Raw genomic sequence first — 19,730 nt, 5'->3', positions numbered from 1 at the left:
GAAGGGGCCCGGAACCGACATCGCGATGTCGGTTCCGGGCCCCTTCGCTGCTGCCAGGGTGCCGGGGTTACTTCGGCTGCGGCTTGCGCACCGTCAGGTGGAGCTCCTTCAGGCGGGACTCGTCCAGCTCGGTCGGGGCGCCCATCATCAGGTCCTGGGCGTTGCCGTTGAGCGGGAAGGCGATGGTCTCGCGGATGTTGGGCTCGTCGGCGAGGAGCATGACGATGCGGTCGACGCCCGGGGCGATGCCGCCGTGCGGCGGGGCGCCGAAGCGGAACGCGCGGAGCATGCCGGCGAACTTCTCCTCGACCGTCTCGCGGTCGTAGCCCGCGATCTCGAACGCCTTGAGCATGATCTCCGGCTCGTGGTTCCGGATCGCGCCGGAGGACAGCTCGACGCCGTTGCAGACGATGTCGTACTGCCAGCCCAGGATGGACAGCGGGTCCTGGGTCTCCAGGGCCTCCAGGCCGCCCTGCGGCATCGAGAAGGGGTTGTGCGAGAAGTCGATCGCGCCGGTCTCCTCGTCCTTCTCGTACATCGGGAAGTCGACGATCCAGCAGAAGCGGAAGACGTTCTCCTCGAAGTGGCCGGACCGCTTCGCGGCCTCGACCCGCACCGCGCCCATGATCTTCGATACCTCGTCGAACTCGCCCGCGCCGAAGAACACCGCGTGGCCGGGGGCCAGGGAGAGGCGCTTGGTCAGCTCCGTGACGTTCTTCTCGGTGAGGAACTTCGCGATCGGGCCGGAGAGGGAGCCGTCCTCGGCCACCCGCACCCACGCGAGGCCCTTCGCGCCCTGCGTCACCGCGTAGTCGCCGAGCTGGTCGAAGAACTTGCGGGGCTGACCGGAGACGTCCGGCACCGGCAGCGCACGCACGTGCTTGCCGGCGAACGCCTTGAACTCCGAGCCCTCGAAGACATCGGTGATGTCGACGAGCTCCAGCTGGGCGCGCAGATCCGGCTTGTCGGAGCCGTACTTCAGCATCGCCTCGCGGAACGGGATCCGCGGGAACGGGGACGTCACATGGCGGCCGTTGCCGAACTCCTCGAACAGCTCGGTCATCAGCTTCTCGATCGGCTGGAAGACGTCCTCCTGCTCGACGAAGCTCATCTCCACGTCGAGCTGGTAGAACTCGCCGGGCGAGCGGTCCGCGCGGGCGTCCTCGTCACGGAAGCAGGGCGCGATCTGGAAGTAGCGGTCGAAGCCGGAGATCATCAGCAGCTGCTTGAACTGCTGCGGCGCCTGCGGCAGCGCGTAGAACTTGCCCGGGTTCAGGCGCGAGGGGACGACGAAGTCACGGGCGCCCTCCGGGGAGGTGGCGCTCAGGATCGGCGTCGCCATCTCGTTGAAGCCCAGCGCCGTCATCTTCTGGCGGATCGCCGAGATGACCGACGTACGCAGCAGGATGTTGCGGTGCATGCGCTCGCGGCGCAGGTCCAGGAAGCGGTACTCCAGGCGCCGCTCCTCGTTGACCCCGTCCTCGGCGTTGATCGTGAAGGGGAGCGGGGCGGCGGCGCCCAGCACCTCGACCGCGCCGACCTCGACCTCGACCTCGCCGGTGGGCAGTTCGGCGTTGACGTTCTCGGCGCCGCGGGAGACGACCTTGCCGTCGACGCGGACCACCGTCTCCTTGGAGAGCTTGTCCAGCGCCTCGTAGGCCTCCGTGCCGGGACGGGCCACGAGCTGCGTGATGCCGTAGTGATCGCGCAGATCGATGAAGAGGATGCCGCCCAGGTCGCGCCGATTGTGCAGCCAGCCGCTCAGCCGGACGTCGGTGCCGACGTCAGAGGCGCGGAGCTCGCCGCAGGTGTGGGACCTGTACCGATGCATCGTCGTTCATCCAGCCTTCGTGGATCGGGGTCTTTGTTTCACGTGAAACTCCCCCAAGCCTACCGGCCACCCCAAGATCGCTTCTCCGCCATTACTCATCGAGCACGCGCGCGGCCTCGGTGGCACTTTTCGACACCATCTTCATAAAGTGGTGCAATGCGCACTGGTGAGCTCCTGCCTGCCCTGGAGGACGTCCTCGCCGCCCTCGACACCGGGCTGTGGCACTGGGACACCGCCGCCGGGCTGGTCACGGTCGATGCCGTGGCGGCACGGCTGCTCGGGCTGCCCGCCGCACAGGTCACCCTCACCGAGGCCCAGATCCGATCCCGTCTGCACCCCGTCGACTGGAACGAGATCACCGGAGTGATCCAGCTCGCCGTCGCCGAGGGCACTCTCGCCGAAGTGCGGATGCGGATCATGGACGACCAGAACCGGGTCGTCCGGGTGGTGCGCAGCCGCTCGAAGCCCTCGTTCGACCGCGCACGCAAGGCGTACGTCCTGACCGGCAGCATCCAGGAGGTGACCGAGCCGACACCGGGCACGCCCGCCGGACGCAGCGCGGTCACGGGCGACTGGCGGCGCTCCCGGGAGGCGTTCCTGCTGGACGCGGGCCGGGCGCTGGCGGAGGCACGGTCGACACAGGAGGTGCTGCGGGTCGCGGCCAATCTGTCGATGCCCGGTTTCTCACCGGACGGACTGGCCGTCTTCGGTGTGGAGGGCGACCGGCTGACGATCATCGGCCACCACGGGCACGAGCCCGGCGCGGACAACCCCTTCACCTACATGCCGCTGGACACGGACTACCCGGCCGCCGAGGTGGTGCGCACGGGGCGCGCGGTCTACCTCTCCTCCCCGGAGCAGTACAGAGCCCGTTACCCCCTCACCTGGCCGCTCGCCCAGCGCTTCGGGCGCCAGTCCTGGGCCTTTCTGCCGCTGACCGCGTCCGGCCGCACGATGGGCGCCTGGCTGGCGGCCTTCGCCTACCCGGTCGCCTTCACCCCCGACGAGCGTTCCGTGCTGACCACGGTGGCCCGGATGCTGGCCCAGGCGCTCTCCCGCGCGGGCACGGCCGAGAGCGAGCGGGCGCTGACCGATGGTCTGCAGCGCTCCATGATGCCGAAGCTCGGGCCGCGCATCCCGGGTATGAGCGTCGCCGCCCGCTACGTGCCCACCGGCGGCGGCCTCCAGGTCGGCGGCGACTGGTACGACGTGATCCCGCTGCCGAGCGGCCGGTTCGCGCTGGTCATCGGGGACGTCCAGGGCCATGACGTGCGGGCCGCCGGGCTGATGGGCCAGCTGCGGATAGCGTTGCGGGCGTACGCCTCCGAGGGCCACCGCCCCGACGCCGTGCTCTCCCGCGCCTCCCGCTTCCTGCACGGGATCAGCGAGGCGGACCCCGCCGAGATGCGCTTCGCCACCTGCCTCTACGTCGAGGTCGACCCGGTGAGCGGGATGCTGGAGATAGCCCGCGCCGGGCACCCGGATCCGGTCATCCGGATGGCCGACGCCACGGTGCTGACCCGTCCGACGGCGGGCGGACTGCCGCTGGGCATAGACCCGGACGCCGACTACCCCACCACCCGGCTCCTTCTGGAGCCCGGTGAGACCCTGCTGATCTGCACGGACGGGCTGATCGAGACCGGCGGCCACGACCTGGAGACCGGCTGGCAGCGCCTGCGCGGCATCCTCGAGGAGCACAAGGGCAACCAGGAGGAACTGGCCGACGCCCTGGTGCAGGGGGTGCACGGCCCCTCCTCGCACCACACCACCGGCCCGCTGGCCGACCGCCGCGAGGACGACATCGCCGTGATGCTGCTGAGCCGGCAGGGCGAGGGATGCGGCTGCGGCGCGGACACGGACACGGTACGGCCGCCGGTGCGCCGCACGATGCTCACGGTGGCGCAAACCGAGCCCGAGCGGATCGCGGTGGCCCGGCAGCAGCTGCGCGAACTGCTGCACGACTGGTCCTCGACGGACCAGGTGGACTCGGCGGTGCTGCTGCTGTCCGAGATGCTCACCAACGTCCTGGTGCACACCGACACCGACGCCCTGCTGCTCGCCGAGGTCACCGACGGCGGGGACGGGCGCCGGATGCGCATCGAGGTCACCGACGCGGGCGACGATCTGCCGCACCTGCGCAGACCGGGCGAGCTGGCGTCCTCGGGGCGCGGCCTGCTCATGCTCGAACTCCTCGCCCACTCCTGGGGCGTCGACCCCCGCGGCGAGGGCAAGAGCATCTGGTTCGAGCTGTACGAGACGGAGGAGGCCGGTTCCCGCTGAACGGCCCGGGCCGGTGGCTCAGCCGGCGAAGGGATTGGCGTGCCCGGGAAGCCGGCCGCCCGGCGGCAGGTACCGCAGCCGGCCCTCCGGTTCGGTCACCGGGGTGAACCCGGCGGCCCGCAGGAGGGCGGCGTACTTGGCCTCGAAGCGCCGGTTGACGGCGAACCCCACCGGCAGGAGGGCCATCAGCGCGGCCCAGACGAGGCCGGCGAGGCCCACGGCCGTGGCGCCGGAGTCGAGGGCGAAGCCGATGGTCAGGGCCAGCGGAACGGCGCAGGAAGCCGTGAGCAGGATCAGCTGCCTGTCGGTGTACATGGTGGTGATGTCGAACGTGATGCGGGCCTTGAGCAGCTCGACCGCCTCGGGCGCGAGGCGCGGCAGCTCGCCGCCGTCGGCGGCCCCCGGATAGCGCGCCCGGTTCCGCGAGGCCCGCGCGCGGGCCTCGGGAGCGGGGTCGGGCACGATCAGGATCACGTACTGGTTGCCCTGCGGCCCGCCGCCCTGCCGTACATCCGCTTACTCGTACCCGAACTTCTGGGCCATGGCGGCGAACCGGGCGAGCTTCGTCGTGGTCGCCATGGCGCTGGTGACCCGTACGGGCTCCCCGCTCTCCATCTGCCGCAGCATCTTCCGTACCCGGCGCTCGCCCATCGGCGCCCCTCCCTCTCCTCGGCACTCCGGCCGCGTACGGACATCATCGTGTCCGTACGCGGCCGGGATCACTGCCGGGTCCGGGCAGTCTTCAGGCGCCGTCGTTGCCGACCGCGGGTCCGCCCTCGGACATCCCGTGCACGGCCGGGACCGTTCCGAGCCGGCCCTTCTGGAAGTCCTCGAAGGCCTGCTGGAGCTCGTCGCGGGTGTTCATCACGAACGGGCCGTAGTGGGCCATCGGCTCGCGGATCGGCTTGCCGCCGAGCAGCACGACCTCCAGGTCCGGGGTGTGCGAGTCCTGCTTCTCGTCCGCGCGGACGGTCAGCGAGGAACCCGCGCCGAAGACGGCCGTCTGCCCCAGGTGGACCGGGCGGCGCTCGGCACCGACCGACCCGCGTCCGGCCATCACGTACGCGAGGCCGTTGAAGTCCTCCCGCCAGGGCAGGGTGATCTCCGCGCCGGGCGCCAGCGTCGCGTGCACCATCGTGATCGGCGTGTGCGTGATGCCCGGACCGTCATGGCCGTCCAGCTCACCGGCGATGACGCGCAGCAGCGCGCCGCCGTCGGGGGAGGTGAGCAGCTGGACGCTGCCACTGCGGATGTCCTGGTAGCGGGGGGCCATCATCTTGTCCTTGGCCGGGAGGTTCACCCACAGCTGGAGCCCGTGGAACAGGCCGCCCGAGACGACCAGGTGCTCCGGCGGCGCCTCGATGTGCAGCAGGCCCGCGCCGGCCGTCATCCACTGGGTGTCGCCGTTGGTGATGGTGCCGCCACCGCCGTTGGAGTCCTGGTGGTCGAAGATCCCGTCGATGATGTACGTGGTACCTCCTCGGTTACGACCACTTTAGTTGAGCATTGAACTTCCTGCCACTCCGAACAGAGAAAGCCCGGAGGGCATTCCCTCCGGGCTCTGCGTGCGGGCGGGCCGGCCGGCCCCGCTCGCGGCACCTATCCGTACATACGGCGCATCGCGAACTCGACCATCTGCTCCACGGCCTTCGCGTCGAACACCATCCGGTGCTCGCCCTCCATGTCCAGCACGAAGCCGTAGCCGGTCGGCAGCAGGTCGATCACCTCGGCGCCGGTGATCACGAAGTACTTGGACTCCTTGCCCGCGTACCGCCGCAGCTCCTTCAGCGAGGTGAACATCGGGATCACCGGCTGCTGGGTGTTGTGCAGGGCGAGGAACCCGGGGTTGTCGCCGCGCGGGCAGTACACCTTGGACGTGGCGAAGACCTGCTGGAAGTCCTCGGCCGCCATCTGCCCCGTGGTGAACGCGCGCACCGCGTCGGCGAGCGAGGGCACGGACGGCTCGGGATACAGCGGCGCCTGCTGCCCGTACCCGCCCGGCATCTGCTGCTGCGGCGGGACGTAACCCTGCTGTGCCCCTGTGCTCTGGTCGTAGCCGTACATGCCGCACAGACTACTGACCCGACGGGAGGGCTGGGTCACAGATGTCCCGATCGGGGTTGCTTCTTATTACCGACGGGTAGCATCATCGTAGCTACTTGTCGGTACGCGAATCACGTGAATCAGTTGCGAGGAGTCAGTGCCTCGCCGATCCCTCTCTAACGGAGCCGTCGCCATGGGGCACTACAAGTCGAATCTCCGCGACATCGAGTTCAACCTCTTCGAGGTACTCGGGCGCGACAAGCTGTACGGCACGGGCCCGTTCGAGGAGATGGACACCGAGACCGCGAAGAGCATCCTCGACGAGCTGACCCGGCTCGCGGAGAACGAGCTGGCGGAGTCCTTCACCGACGCCGACCGCAACCCGCCGGTCTTCGACCCGGAGACCAGCACCGCGCCGGTCCCGGCCTCCTTCAAGAAGAGCTACCAGGCCTTCATGGACTCCGAGTACTGGCGCCTGGGCCTGCCCGAGGCCATCGGCGGCACCACCGCTCCGCCCTCGCTGATCTGGGCGTACGCCGAGCTGATCCTGGGCGCCAACCCGGCCGTGTGGATGTACTCCTCCGGTCCGGCCTTCGCCGGGATCCTCCACGACGAGGGCAACGAGGTTCAGAAGAGGATCGCCCGGATCGCCGTCGAGAAGCAGTGGGGCTCGACGATGGTCCTCACCGAGCCGGACGCCGGCTCGGACGTGGGCGCCGGCCGCACCAAGGCCGTGCAGCAGGAGGACGGCTCCTGGCACATCGAGGGCGTGAAGCGGTTCATCACCTCCGGTGAACACGACATGTCGGAGAACATCCTCCACTACGTGCTCGCCCGTCCCGAGGGCGCCGGACCCGGCACCAAGGGCCTGTCCCTCTTCCTCGTCCCGAAGTACCTCTTCGACGTCGAGACCGGCGAGCTGGGCGAGCGCAACGGCGTCTACGCCACCAACGTCGAGCACAAGATGGGCCTGAAGGCCTCCAACACCTGCGAGATGACCTTCGGCGACCGGCACCCCGCCAAGGGCTGGCTGATCGGTGACAAGCACGACGGCATCCGCCAGATGTTCCGCATCATCGAGTTCGCCCGCATGATGGTCGGCACGAAGGCGATCTCCACGCTCTCGACGGGCTACCTGAACGCCCTCGAATACGCCAAGGAGCGCGTCCAGGGCCCCGACCTGGCGAACTTCATGGACAAGACCGCGCCCAAGGTCACCATCACGCACCACCCCGACGTGCGCCGCTCGCTGATGACGCAGAAGGCGTACGCGGAGGGCATGCGCGCCCTCGTGCTCTACACGGCATCCGTCCAGGACACGATCGCGGTGAAGGAGGCGAACGGCGAGGACGCCAAGGCCGAGCACGCGCTCAACGACCTCCTCCTGCCCATCGTCAAGGGCTACGGCTCCGAGAAGGGATACGAGCAGCTCGCCCAGTCGCTGCAGACCTTCGGCGGCTCCGGCTTCCTGCAGGAGTACCCGATCGAGCAGTACATCCGCGACTCCAAGATCGACACCCTGTACGAGGGCACCACGGCGATCCAGGGCCAGGACTTCTTCTTCCGGAAGATCGTCCGCAACCAGGGCGCGGCCCTGAACTCCCTCGCCGAGGACATCAAGAAGTTCCTCGCCCTGGGCACCGGCGGCGAGGAGCTGGCCGGCGCCCGCGAGCACCTGGCCAAGGCGGCCGTCGAGCTGGAGGCCATCGTCGGCCTGATGCTCACCGACCTCGCCGCCACCGAGCAGGACGTCAAGAACATCTACAAGGTGGGCCTGAACACCACCCGCCTGCTGATGGCCTCCGGCGACGTGATCGTCGGCCACCTGCTCCTCAAGGGCGCGGCGATCGCCGCCGAGAAGCTCCAGACGGCCTCCGCCAAGGACAAGGCGTTCTACACGGGCAAGATCGCCGCGGCGAAGTTCTTCGCGGCCAACGTCCTGCCCGGCGTCACCCTGGCCCGCAAGATCGCCGAGGGCGTCGAGCTGGACCTGATGGAGCTGGACGAGGCCGCGTTCTAGGTGTTCTGTCCCGGCTCACCCGCACGGACGGCCCGTTCCCACACCGGGGGCGGGCCGCTCGTATGCTCAGCGCCCACGGCGGACGGTGGGCCGGCTCCCCGGGCGTGCCCCGACCACGTCGACGACGCCTCCGTCGAGGCCGTCCCGCAGGTGCTCCACGACCACGTCCCCCAGGTGCGCGACGGCATGCCCCACCGCCCGACTGGACGCCGGGGAGGACACCGCCGTCATTAAGGTGAACCCCATGAGCGAACCCCCCCGCTTCGATCGCGGCCACACCGACGACCTCATGTCCTTCCTCGCGGCGAGCCCCACGCCGTACCACGCCGTGGCGAACGCCGCCGAGCGGCTGGAGAAGGCGGGCTTCCGGCAGGTCGCGGAGACGGACGTCTGGGACGGGACGGCCGGCGGCAAGTACGTGCTGCGCGGCGGTGCGATCATCGCCTGGTACGTCCCCGAGGGCGCTGCCGCGCACACCCCCTTCCGGATCGTCGGCGCCCACACCGACTCCCCGAACCTGCGCGTGAAGCCCCGGCCCGACAGCGGCGCGCACGGCTGGCGCCAGGTGGCCGTGGAGATCTACGGCGGTCCGCTGCTCAACTCCTGGCTCGACCGCGACCTGGGCCTGGCCGGCCGGCTGTCCCTGCGCGACGGCTCCACCCGCCTGGTCAACGTCGACCGGCCCCTGCTGCGAGTCCCCCAGCTCGCCATCCACCTGGACCGCTCGGTCAACGCCGACGGCCTGAAGCTCGACAAGCAGCGGCACATGCAGCCCGTCTGGGGCATGGGCGACGACGTGCGCGACGGCGACCTCATCGCCTTCCTGGAGGAGACCTCCGGCATCCCGTCCGGCGAGGTCACCGGCTGGGACCTGATGGTGCACTCCGTCGAACCGCCCGCCTACCTGGGCCGCGACCGCGAGCTGGTGGCCGGCCCGCGCATGGACAACCTGCTGTCCGTGCACGCCGGCGCGGCCGCGCTCGCCGCGGTGGCGAACCGGGGCGCCGACCTGTCCCGCATCCCGGTCCTCGCCGCCTTCGACCACGAGGAGAACGGCTCCCAGTCCGACACCGGCGCCGACGGCCCCCTGCTCGGCAGCGTCCTGGAGCGCTCGGTGTTCGCGCGCGCAGGCTCGTACGAGGACCGGGCCCGTGCCTTCGCCGGCACCGTCTGCCTCTCCTCCGACACCGGGCACGCCGTCCACCCCAACTACGCGGAGCGGCACGACCCGACGCACCACCCGCGCGTCGACGGCGGCCCCATTCTCAAGGTGAACGTCAACAACCGGTACGCCACGGACGGTTCGGGCCGGGCGGTGTTCGCGGCGGCCTGCGAGAGGGCGAACGTCCCCTTCCAGTCCTTCGTCTCCAACAACGCGATGCCGTGCGGCACCACCATCGGCCCGATCACCGCGGCCCGGCACGGCATCCGGACCGTCGACATCGGCGTGGCCATCCTGTCGATGCACAGCGCCCGCGAACTGTGCGGCGCGCAGGACCCGTTCCTGCTGGCGAACGCGCTGGTGGCGTTCCTCGACGGCTAGTCGGCTCCGCCACGACGCATGAGGACCGCCCGCCCGGGTACCCGGTGGCGACCGGAACCACCGGACAGGGAGGCGACACTCATGGGCCTCGGCGGATGCATCATCCTCATCGCCGTGGGAGCAATCCTCACGTTCGCGACCGACTGGGACATGCAGGGTGTCAACCTTGACCTGGTCGGCATCATCTTCATGATCGTCGGTTTGATCGGCGTCGCGACCTTCAGCAGCATCGCCCGGCGTCGGCGGGTCGTCGTACCACCCGCCACCCCGGTCGTCGACGACACCCGCCACACCCACACCCGCGACGGCTACAGCGACGGGTACGGGGTCTGACCGGGCACCGGGCGCGCACCACCACGGGCGCGGGAGAGCCGCTCTCCCGCGCCCTCGCCGTCTGTGGGCCGGTCAGCCGCCCGGCCCAGTGGTGGCGTCCCGGGGCGGGTCGCGGGGAAGCCCTGGTGGCATGAGATTTCTTGTGCGCGACCGGATCCTCGGCATCGGGGACGACTACTGGATCGAGGACGACCACGGCAACGGGGTCTTCCTCGTCGACGGCAAGGCCATGCGGCTGCGGGACACCTTCGAGCTGAAGGACACCGAGGGCCGTGTCCTCATCGACATCCGTCAGAAGATGTTCGCCCTGCGGGACACCATGGTGATCGAGCGGGGCGGTGAGCCGCTGGCGACGATCCGCCGCAAGCGGCTGTCGCTGCTGCGCAACCACTACCGGGTGTCCCTGGCGGACGGCAGCACCGAACTCGACGTCAGCGGCCGGATCCTCGACCGGGAGTTCGCCGTCGAGTACGACGGTGAGCTGCTCGCCGTGATCTCCCGGCGGTGGCTGCACGTCCGGGAGACGTACGGCGTCGACGTCGTACGGGAGGACGCGGACCCGGCGCTGCTGATCGCGGTGGCCGTGTGCGTGATCCACCTGGCGGAGAAGGAGCGGGAGGAGTAGCGGGCGAGGGCCGGAGGGCGTCGGCGGCGCGGACGGGACCCGGAGGCTCAGCGGCGCGGACGGAACCGAAGGGCGTCAGCGGCGCGGGCGGTCCAGGCCCAGGACGCGGGCGTCAGCGGCGCGGGCGGTCCAGGCCCAGGACGCGGGCGTCAGCCGCGCGGGCGGTCCAAACCCAGAACGCGGGCGTCAGCCGCGCGGGCGGTCCAAACCCAGAACGCGGTCCTTGAGGGCCGGGAAGCGTTCGCGGGTGCCCGCCACCGTCGTGGGGTCGAAGTCGACCGTGAGGACCTGCTCGCCGGGGCCCGCCTCCGCCAGCACCTCGCCCCAGGGATCGACCACGATCGAGTGACCCGCCTGTGGAACTCCGGCGTGCGTCCCGGCCGTTCCACACGCGAGGACGAACGCCTGGTTCTCCACCGCCCGCGCCTGAGCCAGCAGCGTCCAGTGGGACCGGCGGCGCTCCGGCCAGCCCGCCGGGACGACGAGGGTCTCGGCGCCGGCGTCCACGAGACCGCGGAACAGTTCGGGGAAACGGAGGTCGTAACAGGTCGCCACACCGAGGACGGTGTGCGGCAGACGGACCGTCACCAGCTCGTCTCCCGCTCCCATCAGCACGGCCTCGCCCTTGTCGAAACCGAAGCGGTGGATCTTGCGGTAGGCGGCGGCCAGAGCACCGGAGGGGGAGAAGACGAGCGAGGTGTTGTAGAGCGACCCGTCCGGGTCACGCTCCGGGACGGAGCCCGCGTGCAGCCACACGCCCGCGTCGTTCGCGGCCTCGGCCATCGCCTCGTAGGTCGGGCCTTCGAGTGGTTCCGCCTCGCTGCCGAACTCCTCGTAGGCGAAGGCGCCCGTGGTCCACAGCTCCGGCAGCACGACCAGATCGGACCCGGCCTGATCCCGTACCCACCCGGCGACCCGGCGTCGACGCGCCACGACCGATTCGCCCTCGTTCACGGCTACTTGGAGCAAAGAGGCGCGCACACTACCACCGTCCTGGCATTCGACCCGCGCACACGGGCCTACGATCGTCACACGAAAGCACTGCCGGGGTGCCACACAGCAGCGTAACTTAGCGTCCCAAGACACCCGCCGAGTGCAGCCATCGCCCACTGGCACCGCCGCCACCACTTGCCCGTGTACCGACCGCCGAGGGGTCCCGTTCCGTGAGTCTGCATCCCACCCTCCAGCCCTACGCCGACGCCTGGACGCACTCGATCGAGGCGATATCCGAGCTGGTGCAGCGGCTCCCGGAGGCCGACTGGAACCGGCGCACGCCGTGCCCGGGCTGGTCGGTCCGTGACGTGGTGTCGCATGTGATCGGCCTGGACTCCGAGATGTACGGCGACCCGCGCCCCATCCACACGCTGCCGCGCGATCTGTTCCACGTCACCAACGACCACCAGCGTTACATGGAGATGCAGGTCGACGTGCGCCGCCACCACACGGCGCCGGAGATGACCTCCGAGCTGGAGCTCATGATCATCCGCCGCAACCGCCAGCTGCGGAACGAGAACCGCGCCCCGGGCGCCACGGTGCGCGGCCCGCTCGGCACGGAGCTCACGCTGGAGGAGTCCATGCGCCGGCACGCGTTCGACGTGTGGGCGCACGAGCAGGATCTGCGCACGGCCCTCGGCCGGCCGGGCAACCTCGACTCCCCCGGCGCGCACATCGCCCGTGACGTGCTGCTCGCCGAGCTGCCACGCGTGGTGGCCGAGGACGCGCAGGCGCCGCGCAGCTCGGCCGTGGTCATCGACGTCCACGGCCCGGTGGAGTTCCTGCGCACGATCCGCGTCGACATCCAGGGCCGCGGCACCCTGGAGACGGCACCGGCGCTCGGCCCCGCCGCCACCCTCGCCCTCGACTGGGAGACCTACGTCCGCCTGGCCTGCGGCCGGGTGACGTGGGAGGCGGTGGCGGACCGGGTGAAGACGGAGGGCGACCCGGAGCTGACCGCGGCGATCCTGCGGCACTTCGCGGTGACGAAGTAGACGACCGTTCCCCTCGGACAACCGTTCCCCTCGGACAACCGTGGCCCGCGGACGATCGTCCCCGCGACGAGCGTTCCCCGCGGACGACCGTTCCTCGGGGACGACTGTCCCCGCGATGAGCGTTCCCCGCAGACGATCTTCGCCCGCGGACGACCGTTCCCCGGGGCCCGGATCCATCCGGTCGGGTGCCCGGCTCACCACCCACCGGCGGGTCAGCCGTCCGAAGACCTCGCCCCGGCCCTCGTCCCACGGCTCGAGGGCCGGGGCGAGGGCCCGCCGACTCGCCGCCCTCGCCGTGCCCGGCGCGTGCGGAATCGTCGTCCGCCTCTTTCTCCGGGGACCGGCCGCGCACCGGTCCCTACACCGGCACGTGCACCGAGGACACCCGGCTCGCAACCAACCGCTCCCGCTCCCTGCGCGCCGCCCGCCTGCGCAACCGCAGGATCTGGGTGACACCCAGCGCCTGGAGCACGAACACCGCGGAGAAGGCGACGGTGTAGTCGTCCCCGGTGGCGTCCAGCAGCACACCGATCGCGAACAGCGTGGTCATGGAGGCGACGAAGCCACCCATGTTGGTGATCCCGGACGCCGTGCCCTGCCGCTCCGGCGGATTGGCGGGCCGCGCGAAGTCGAAGCCGATCATCGACGCCGGCCCGCAGGCGCCCAGCACCCCGCACAGCACCACCAGCAGCCACATCGGCGCCGTATCGGCCGGATAGGCCAGCGTCACGGCCCACAGCAACGCCGTCGCGCCCACCGTCCCGAGCGCCAGCGGCAGCCGCGCCCCGTGGTGCCGGGCCACGATCTGGCCGTACACGAGCCCGAAGGCCATGTTGGACAGCACGACGAGGGTGAGCAGCTCACCGGCGACCGCCCGGGACAGCCCCTGCGCCTCGACCAGGAACGGCATGCCCCACAGCAGCAGGAACACCATCGCCGGGAACTGGGTGGTGAAGTGCACCCACAGCCCGAGCCGCGTCCCCGGCTCCCGCCAGGACGCGGCGATCTGCCGGCGTACGTACGTGGCCCCCAGGTGCGGGACGGGTTCCGGTTCGTGCCCCTCGGGGTGGTCCCTGAGGAACAGCACCAGCAGCACGAACACCACGACCCCGGCGAACGCGCTGCCCGCGAACGCCGCCGTCCAGCCGACGCCGTGCAGCAACCGGGCGAGGACCAGCGTGGAGACGAGGTTGCCCGCCATGCCGACCAGCCCCGCCATCTGCGCGACCAGCGGCCCGCGCCGGGCCGGGAACCAGCGGGTGCCCAGCCGCAGCACGCTGATGAACGTCATCGCGTCCCCGCAGCCGAGCAGCGCGCGCGAGGCGAGCGCCATGCCGTACGACGGGGAGAACGCGAAGCCGAGCTGTCCGGCCGTGAACAGCACGACGCCGATGCCCAGCACCTTCTTGGTGCCGAGCCGGTCGACCAGCAACCCCACGGGTATCTGCATGCCCGCGTAGACCAGCAGCTGGAGGATGGAGAAGGTGGACAGGGCGGAGGCGTTGACGTCGAAGCGGTCCGCGGCGTCGAGGCCGGCCACGCCCAGGGACGTGCGGAAGATGACGGCGACGAAGTAGACCGAGACGCCGATGCCCCACACGGCGAGGGCGCGTCGTCCGCCGGGTGGATCCCCGGGCAGGCTGCCGGTATCCGTACGCGCGGCGCTCATCGCACCTCGCCCCGGGCCAGGTGGGAGAACCAGCCGATGTGCCGGTGGACGACGGCGACGGCCGCCTCCGGGTCGCCGGAGCGCAGCGCCTGAAGGATCTCGTCGTGCTCGGCGAGGGTCTTGGCGATGCGGTCGGGATGGGAGTGCATCACGGCGACGCCCATCCGCAGCTGGCGGTCGCGGAGCTGGTCGTAGAGGCGGGACAGGATCTCGTTGCCGCCGCTGCGGACGATCTCGGCGTGGAAGCACCGGTCGGCGACGGCGGCCGCGGCGAAGTCCCCGGCGGCGGCCTGTTCCTTCTGCCGCGCGAGCAACTGCTCCAGTCGCTCGATGAGTACGGGCGACGCGGGTACGGCCTTCCTCGCGGCATGCTCCTCGACGAGCAGCCGTGTCTCCACGACGTCGGCGATCTCCTGCGCGGAGACCGGCAGGACGAGGGCGCCCTTCTTCGGGTAGAGCCTGATCAGCCCTTCGGCCTCCAGCCGCAGCAGCGCCTCCCGCACGGGGGTCCGCGAGACCCCCACGGCCTCCGCCAGCTCGCCCTCGGTGAGCAGCGTCCCGCCCTCGTAACGGCGGTCCAGGACGCCCTGCTTGACGTGGGTGTAGACGCGGTCTGCGGCGGGGGGTTGCTTCACGGCGGCCAGACTCATGCCGACAGGATAGATACAACACGTACGCGTGGAAGCGTCCGTCCACGATGCGGACCGTACGCACGCGGTGAAGTCACCCGCCCCACGTACAACCCTTCGCCGACGGCACGAGTCAGACAGATGCGGCCCCTCTGTCGGCCGCACCTCAACTCTGCCGCACCACTGGGGCATTCAACACAATCGGGGTACCTCACTTGAATACCGGCATTCAGGTCATCCGTCTCCGCAGAGCCGTCGGCGTCGCCGTGACCACCGGCGCCGTGCTCGCGTCCGGAGCCCTCTACGCGGCGCCCGCGCAGGCCGCCGCCGCACCCACGATCGTCGCCAAGGGCGGCTACGTGATGAACAACGGGAACGGAAAGTCGCTCTACACCAAGGCGGCGGACACGCGTCGCTCGACCGGTTCGACGACGAAGATCATGACCGCGAAGGTCGTGCTGGCGCAGAAGAACCTGAACCTGGACGCCAAGGTCACCATCCAGATGGCCTACAGCGACTACATCGTGAAGCACAACGCCTCGTCGGCCCGCCTGATCGTCGGCGACAAGGTCACCGTGCGCCAGTTGCTGTACGGGCTGATGCTGCCGTCCGGCTGCGACGCGGCGTACGCGCTCGCGGACAAGTTCGGCTCGGGTACGACGCGGTCCGCCCGCGTGAAGTCGTTCATCGGCAAGATGAACGCGGAGGCGAAGAAGCTGGGCCTGAAGAACACCAGCTTCGACTCGTTCGACGGCATCGGCAACGGCAAGAACTACTCGACGCCGCGCGATCTGACGAAGATCGCGAGCAGCGCGATGAAGAGCTCCACGTTCCGCTCGATCGTGAAGACGAAGAAGTACACGGCGAAGACCGTCACCAAGACGGGCGGCACCCGCACGATGGCGCCGTGGACCAACACGAACACGCTGCTCAGCAACTACAGCGGCACGATCGGCGTGAAGACCGGCTCCGGTCCGGAGGCCAAGTACTGCCTGGTCTTCGCCGCGACCCGCAACGGCAAGACCGTCATCGGCACGGTCCTGGCCTCGTCCTCCGCCGCCCAGCGCGAGAAGGACGCGAAGGCGCTCATGGGCTACGGCTTCGGCAAGCTCTGACACGGGGAACACACGAAAGGGGCCCACAGTCCTCCGTGGGCCCCTTTCCCCTTCTCTCACCCCACCACCGGCCGCCGTACACACTCCCACCAGCCGGTACAGCGGTTTTCGATCATCTTCGCTCGCAGTCGTGAACATTCTCGATCCGGCTGGCATATGCACTCCGCCCCGCTCTACGTTCCGCGGCGGAGGTGGTTCACATGAACGAACCGAGCAAGCAGCCCCACTCCGCCGAACGGCATGGGGCGATCGACATCAGCGACTTCGTGTACGCGGCGACCGGAGAACGGGTCCGGAGACTGACCATGCCCGACGGAAGCCACTGGTTCCCGGCGGTGGACGTCTGCAAGCGGCTGGGCTACACCACACCCCGAAAGGCACTCCTCGACCATGTCCCGGAGGACCACCGAGACAGTCTCGAGACAGTGACTGGAAGTCACTGTCTCAGCATTCCCGCAGGTAGGAGCTGGCGACGAGACCTGCAACTCATCGATCTCCAAGGTTTGATCCTGCTCGTCAACGCCTGCACGAAACCGGCCTGCGCGCCTTTCAAGCAGTGGGTGGCAGAGGTGATCGAGACCGTTCAGCGGGAGGGTCACTACACCTTGGCCGAGGCCGAGGTGCAACCTGCCGGACCTGGTGCCCCCATCGCCTACGCCATGCCGGAACAGGTCGCCGAGGCCATCGTCCGACTGGAGGCGCACAACCTTCAGCTGGATGAGGAGCTGGCGAACGGGCAGCGTGCATCGATCGCTTTGCAAAAGGAGATGGTGGCCATGCAGAGGGACATGCTGGCCACACAACAGGCCACCCTCGCCGTGCAACAGGCCATGGTCCGGGCCTTGGAACGCATCGCGGACAGGTTCGACACCCTCGTCCTCAAGCGTCGGACACCCCCTGGCCCCTTCACTGCGCTGCCCACCACGGAATCGGTGCTGGCCGATTGGCGGCAGCGGTTGTCCGTGACGGAGGACGTGTGAGCGGTGGCCGTGGTCATCGCCCCGGTGCTCGTCGAAAAGGGTGAGCTGTCCGAGCCGCTGGAATCGATCGCCGCCCGTACGGGGCTTTCCGTGCGCCGCGTCAACGAATGCCTGCGGCTGCTGCGCGAGCACGCCTGCATTTCCTCGCGGGGCGGGGCCGAGGACGGGGCCCCGGTGTACGTGCTGCACCAGGTCTGAGCCCGGCACGACAGGAGGGGCGTCGCAACTCCAACTTGCGGCGCCCCTCCCGTCATGCACCTACCCGGTTCGTGTCCCTCACGCCCAGCTGATCAACCGCTTCGGCTGTTCCAGGATCGCGGCCACGTCGGCCAGGACCTTGGAGCCCAGTTCGCCGTCGACCAGGCGGTGGTCGAAGGAGAGGGCCAGCGTGGTGACCTGGCGGGGCTTCACCTTGCCCTTGTGGACCCACGGCTGGGGCTTGATCGCACCGACCGCGAGGATCGCGGACTCGCCGGGGTTGAGGATCGGCGTGCCCGTGTCGACGCCGAAGACGCCGACGTTGGTGATCGTCACCGTGCCACCCTGCATCGCCGCCGGGGACGTCTTGCCCTCGCGGGCCGTGGACACCAGTTCACCCAGGGACCCGGCCAGTTCCGGCAGCGTCTTGGCGTGGGCGTCCTTGATGTTCGGGACGATCAGCCCGCGCGGGGTCGCCGCCGCGATGCCCAGGTTGACGTAGTGCTTGACCACGATCTCCTGGGCCGCCTCGTCCCACGAGGCGTTGATGTCGGGGTTGCGCCTGATCGCGACCAGCAGGGCCTTGGCGATCAGCAGGAGCGGGTTCACGCGCAGACCCGTGAACTCCTTGTCCTGCTTGAGCTCCTCGACCAGCTTCATCGTGCGCGTCACGTCCACCGTCACGAACTCGGTGACGTGCGGCGCGGTGAACGCCGAGCCGACCATCGCCGCCGCCGTCGCCTTGCGGACCCCCTTGACCGGGATACGCGTCTCGCGGGTGGTGTCGTACGACGCCGGCGCGGCAGGGGCCGGGGCCGGTACGGCCGCGGGAGCCTCCGGGACGGCCTGCGGTGGGACCGCCACCGCCGCGTGGACGTCCTCGCGGGTGATGATGCCGTCCGGGCCGGTCGGGGTGACCGTGGCCAGGTCGACGCCCAGGTCCTTCGCCAGCTTGCGCACCGGAGGCTTGGCCAGCGGGCGCGGGGCCCCCGCCACCGGGACCGGGGCCGGGCCGTGGCCGTTCAGCTCCTGCTGGACGGCCGCCACCACCTGCTGGGCCGCGGCGTCCGGGGCCGCCGGCTTGCGGGGGCGGCGGCGCGTGGAGGACGTCGCCACGCCGTAGCCGACCAGGACCGGCTGGCGGGCCGGGGGCTCGGCCGCCGGCTCCTCGGGCGCCCGCTCCGGCTCGGCGGCCGGTGCGGGCGCCTCCGTCGCCGGGGCCGCGCCGCCGGTGACGTCCACCGCGATGATGGACGTGCCCACGTCGACCGTGGTGCCCTCGGGGAAGTGCAGCTCGCGCACCACACCGTCGTAGGGGATGGGCAGTTCGACGGCCGCCTTCGCCGTCTCGACCTCGCAGACCACCTGGCCGTCGGTGACCGTGTCACCAGGCTGTACGTACCACTTGAGGATCTCGGCCTCGGTGAGGCCCTCGCCCACGTCCGGCATCTTGAACTCGCGTACGGACGCGTTCGTCATCGTCGTCACGACCCTCTCCTCAGTACGCCAGCGAGCGGTCGACGGCATCGAGCACCCGGTCCAGGTCCGGGAGGTAGGACTCCTCCAGGCGGGCCGGCGGGTACGGGGCGTGGTAGCCGCCCACCCGCAGCACAGGTGCCTCCAGGTGGTAGAAGCAGCGCTCCGTGATCCGCGCGGCGATCTCCGCGCCGGAACCGAAGAACACCGGTGCCTCGTGGACGACGACCAGACGGCGCGTCTTCTCCACCGACGCCTGGATCGAGTCGAAGTCGATCGGGGAGACCGACCGCAGGTCGAGGACCTCCAGGGAGCGGCCCTCCTCGGCCGCCGCGTCGGCGGCCTCCTGGCAGAGCTTCACCATCGGGCCGTAGGCCACCAGCGTCAGGTCCGTGCCCTCGCGCACCACGCGCGCGGCGTGCAGCGGGCCCGGGATCGCCTCGGTGTCGACCTCGGCCTTGTCCCAGTAGCGCCGCTTGGGCTCGAAGAAGATCACCGGGTCGTCGCTCTGGACGGCCTGCTGCATCATCCAGTACGCGTCCGACGCGTTGGAGGGGCTGACGATCTTCAGGCCCGCGACATGCGCGAACAGTGACTCCGGGGACTCCGAGTGGTGCTCCACCGCGCCGATGCCGCCGCCGTAGGGGATGCGCACGACGACGGGGAGTTTGACCTTGCCCAGCGAGCGGGCGTGCATCTTCGCGAGCTGCGTGACGATCTGGTCGTACGCCGGGAAGACGAAGCCGTCGAACTGGATCTCCACCACCGGGCGGTAGCCGCGCAGGGCCAGGCCGATCGCCGTGCCGACGATGCCCGACTCGGCGAGCGGGGTGTCGATGACACGGCTCTCACCGAAGTCCTTCTGCAGCCCGTCCGTCACCCGGAACACGCCGCCGAGCTTGCCGACGTCCTCGCCCATGACGAGGACCTTGGGGTCCGCGTCCAGGGCACGCCGCAGCGACTCGTTGATCGCCTTGGCCAGGGCCATCTTCTCCGCCAT

17 protein-coding genes and 2 pseudogenes are annotated in these 19,730 nt (G+C 70.2%); 8 read left to right on the top strand and 11 right to left on the bottom strand.

Translation table 11 applies throughout. The features are described 5' to 3' along the window. Positions 1 to 67: 67 nt before the first annotated feature. Positions 68 to 1,831: an aspartate--tRNA ligase gene (gene aspS, locus IE178_RS12955; RefSeq protein ID WP_193512350.1), complete on the bottom strand. Its 1,764-nt coding sequence runs from the start codon at positions 1,829 to 1,831 to the stop codon at positions 68 to 70. A 156-nt stretch (positions 1,832 to 1,987) separates the two neighbouring features. On the opposite strand from aspS, the gene IE178_RS12950 reads away from it, so the two are divergent. Then, positions 1,988 to 4,111, top strand: coding sequence for an ATP-binding SpoIIE family protein phosphatase (locus IE178_RS12950; RefSeq protein WP_193512349.1), 2,124 nt, complete (start codon positions 1,988 to 1,990; stop codon positions 4,109 to 4,111). An 18-nt stretch (positions 4,112 to 4,129) separates the two neighbouring features. On the opposite strand, the gene IE178_RS12945 is transcribed toward IE178_RS12950, so the two are convergent. From IE178_RS12945 to IE178_RS12935, 4 genes and pseudogenes are all read right to left on the bottom strand, one after another. Further along, complete coding sequence (locus tag IE178_RS12945; protein ID WP_193512348.1) at positions 4,130 to 4,585, bottom strand: hypothetical protein; 456 nt, start codon at positions 4,583 to 4,585, stop codon at positions 4,130 to 4,132. A gap of 42 nt (positions 4,586 to 4,627) precedes the next feature. Further along, the gene (locus IE178_RS35885) at positions 4,628 to 4,762 is read right to left on the bottom strand and encodes a hypothetical protein (protein ID WP_318280012.1); all 135 of its coding nucleotides are present in this window, start codon (positions 4,760 to 4,762) and stop codon (positions 4,628 to 4,630) included. A 91-nt stretch (positions 4,763 to 4,853) separates the two neighbouring features. Continuing rightward, a pseudogene (locus IE178_RS12940) lies at positions 4,854 to 5,582 on the bottom strand (pirin family protein); the annotation flags it as partial. 128 nt (positions 5,583 to 5,710) lie between these two features. After that, positions 5,711 to 6,175 (bottom strand): SseB family protein, encoded by a 465-nt coding sequence (locus IE178_RS12935; RefSeq protein WP_193512347.1) that lies wholly within the window; start codon positions 6,173 to 6,175, stop codon positions 5,711 to 5,713. A 172-nt stretch (positions 6,176 to 6,347) separates the two neighbouring features. Here IE178_RS12935 and IE178_RS12930 point away from each other — a divergent pair, with 172 nt between their 5' ends. Next, positions 6,348 to 8,174, top strand: a complete 1,827-nt coding sequence (locus IE178_RS12930) for an acyl-CoA dehydrogenase (RefSeq protein ID WP_184764260.1) — start codon at positions 6,348 to 6,350, stop codon at positions 8,172 to 8,174. A gap of 66 nt (positions 8,175 to 8,240) precedes the next feature. Here IE178_RS12930 and IE178_RS35880 read toward each other — a convergent pair whose 3' ends face one another. Then, positions 8,241 to 8,369: a hypothetical protein gene (locus IE178_RS35880; RefSeq protein WP_318280011.1), complete on the bottom strand. Its 129-nt coding sequence runs from the start codon at positions 8,367 to 8,369 to the stop codon at positions 8,241 to 8,243. A 49-nt stretch (positions 8,370 to 8,418) separates the two neighbouring features. Here IE178_RS35880 and IE178_RS12925 point away from each other — a divergent pair, with 49 nt between their 5' ends. From IE178_RS12925 to IE178_RS12915, 3 genes are all read left to right on the top strand, one after another. Then, positions 8,419 to 9,717: a M18 family aminopeptidase gene (locus tag IE178_RS12925; protein WP_184764261.1), complete on the top strand. Its 1,299-nt coding sequence runs from the start codon at positions 8,419 to 8,421 to the stop codon at positions 9,715 to 9,717. Between the two features lie 81 nt (positions 9,718 to 9,798). After that, positions 9,799 to 10,050, top strand: a complete 252-nt coding sequence (locus IE178_RS12920) for a DUF6458 family protein (RefSeq protein ID WP_184764262.1) — start codon at positions 9,799 to 9,801, stop codon at positions 10,048 to 10,050. A gap of 130 nt (positions 10,051 to 10,180) precedes the next feature. Next, on the top strand, positions 10,181 to 10,675 hold the full coding sequence (locus IE178_RS12915; protein WP_184764263.1) for an LURP-one-related/scramblase family protein: 495 nt from the start codon (positions 10,181 to 10,183) through the stop codon (positions 10,673 to 10,675). Positions 10,676 to 10,861: 186 nt separating this feature from the next. On the opposite strand, the gene IE178_RS12910 is transcribed toward IE178_RS12915, so the two are convergent. Further along, positions 10,862 to 11,656: a carbon-nitrogen family hydrolase gene (locus IE178_RS12910; protein WP_193512346.1), complete on the bottom strand. Its 795-nt coding sequence runs from the start codon at positions 11,654 to 11,656 to the stop codon at positions 10,862 to 10,864. A 182-nt stretch (positions 11,657 to 11,838) separates the two neighbouring features. Between IE178_RS12910 and IE178_RS12905 the strand changes: the two genes are divergently transcribed. Beyond that, positions 11,839 to 12,663: a maleylpyruvate isomerase family mycothiol-dependent enzyme gene (locus IE178_RS12905; protein WP_184764265.1), complete on the top strand. Its 825-nt coding sequence runs from the start codon at positions 11,839 to 11,841 to the stop codon at positions 12,661 to 12,663. 358 nt (positions 12,664 to 13,021) lie between these two features. Here IE178_RS12905 and IE178_RS12900 read toward each other — a convergent pair whose 3' ends face one another. Next, entirely contained in the window at positions 13,022 to 14,332 is a 1,311-nt protein-coding gene (locus tag IE178_RS12900) for an MFS transporter (RefSeq protein ID WP_193512345.1), read from the bottom strand. Continuing rightward, positions 14,329 to 14,982 (bottom strand): GntR family transcriptional regulator, encoded by a 654-nt coding sequence (locus IE178_RS12895; protein WP_193512344.1) that lies wholly within the window; start codon positions 14,980 to 14,982, stop codon positions 14,329 to 14,331. Before IE178_RS12895 ends, IE178_RS12900 begins: the two co-directional genes overlap by 4 nt. 194 nt (positions 14,983 to 15,176) lie before the next feature. On the opposite strand from IE178_RS12895, the gene IE178_RS12890 reads away from it, so the two are divergent. Together IE178_RS12890 and IE178_RS12885 are read left to right on the top strand one after the other, a co-directional pair. After that, positions 15,177 to 16,076: a D-alanyl-D-alanine carboxypeptidase family protein gene (locus tag IE178_RS12890; protein WP_184764268.1), complete on the top strand. Its 900-nt coding sequence runs from the start codon at positions 15,177 to 15,179 to the stop codon at positions 16,074 to 16,076. A gap of 200 nt (positions 16,077 to 16,276) precedes the next feature. Further along, positions 16,277 to 17,254: pseudogene (locus IE178_RS12885) on the top strand (BRO-N domain-containing protein). 78 nt (positions 17,255 to 17,332) lie between these two features. Here IE178_RS12885 and IE178_RS12880 read toward each other — a convergent pair. Then, on the bottom strand, positions 17,333 to 18,733 hold the full coding sequence (locus IE178_RS12880; protein WP_193512487.1) for a dihydrolipoamide acetyltransferase family protein: 1,401 nt from the start codon (positions 18,731 to 18,733) through the stop codon (positions 17,333 to 17,335). Positions 18,734 to 18,752: 19 nt separating this feature from the next. Further along, positions 18,753 to 19,730, bottom strand: a complete 978-nt coding sequence (locus tag IE178_RS12875) for an alpha-ketoacid dehydrogenase subunit beta (protein WP_184764270.1) — start codon at positions 19,728 to 19,730, stop codon at positions 18,753 to 18,755.

The organism is Streptomyces griseoloalbus (assembly GCA_014650015.1).
Lineage (GTDB): Bacteria > Actinomycetota > Actinomycetes > Streptomycetales > Streptomycetaceae > Streptomyces > Streptomyces griseoloalbus.
This window is presented reverse-complemented; position numbering and strand designations above follow the sequence as displayed.

Excerpts from the sequence above, each read along its gene's own strand:
- IE178_RS12935 (WP_193512347.1), bottom strand. The coding sequence starts at position 6,175 with ATGTACGGCTACGACCAGAGCACAGGGGCACAGCAGGGTTACGTCCCG.
- IE178_RS35885 (WP_318280012.1), bottom strand. The coding sequence starts at position 4,762 with ATGGGCGAGCGCCGGGTACGGAAGATGCTGCGGCAGATGGAGAGCGGG.
- IE178_RS12925 (WP_184764261.1), top strand. The coding sequence starts at position 8,419 with ATGAGCGAACCCCCCCGCTTCGATCGCGGCCACACCGACGACCTCATG.
- IE178_RS12880 (WP_193512487.1), bottom strand. The coding sequence starts at position 18,733 with ATGACGAACGCGTCCGTACGCGAGTTCAAGATGCCGGACGTGGGCGAG.
- IE178_RS12895 (WP_193512344.1), bottom strand. The coding sequence starts at position 14,982 with ATGAGTCTGGCCGCCGTGAAGCAACCCCCCGCCGCAGACCGCGTCTAC.
- IE178_RS12950 (WP_193512349.1), top strand. The coding sequence starts at position 1,988 with ATGCGCACTGGTGAGCTCCTGCCTGCCCTGGAGGACGTCCTCGCCGCC.
- IE178_RS12900 (WP_193512345.1), bottom strand. The coding sequence starts at position 14,332 with ATGAGCGCCGCGCGTACGGATACCGGCAGCCTGCCCGGGGATCCACCC.
- IE178_RS12920 (WP_184764262.1), top strand. The coding sequence starts at position 9,799 with ATGGGCCTCGGCGGATGCATCATCCTCATCGCCGTGGGAGCAATCCTC.
- aspS (WP_193512350.1), bottom strand. The coding sequence starts at position 1,831 with ATGCATCGGTACAGGTCCCACACCTGCGGCGAGCTCCGCGCCTCTGAC.
- IE178_RS12875 (WP_184764270.1), bottom strand. The coding sequence starts at position 19,730 with ATGGCGGAGAAGATGGCCCTGGCCAAGGCGATCAACGAGTCGCTGCGG.
- IE178_RS12930 (WP_184764260.1), top strand. The coding sequence starts at position 6,348 with ATGGGGCACTACAAGTCGAATCTCCGCGACATCGAGTTCAACCTCTTC.
- IE178_RS12915 (WP_184764263.1), top strand. The coding sequence starts at position 10,181 with ATGAGATTTCTTGTGCGCGACCGGATCCTCGGCATCGGGGACGACTAC.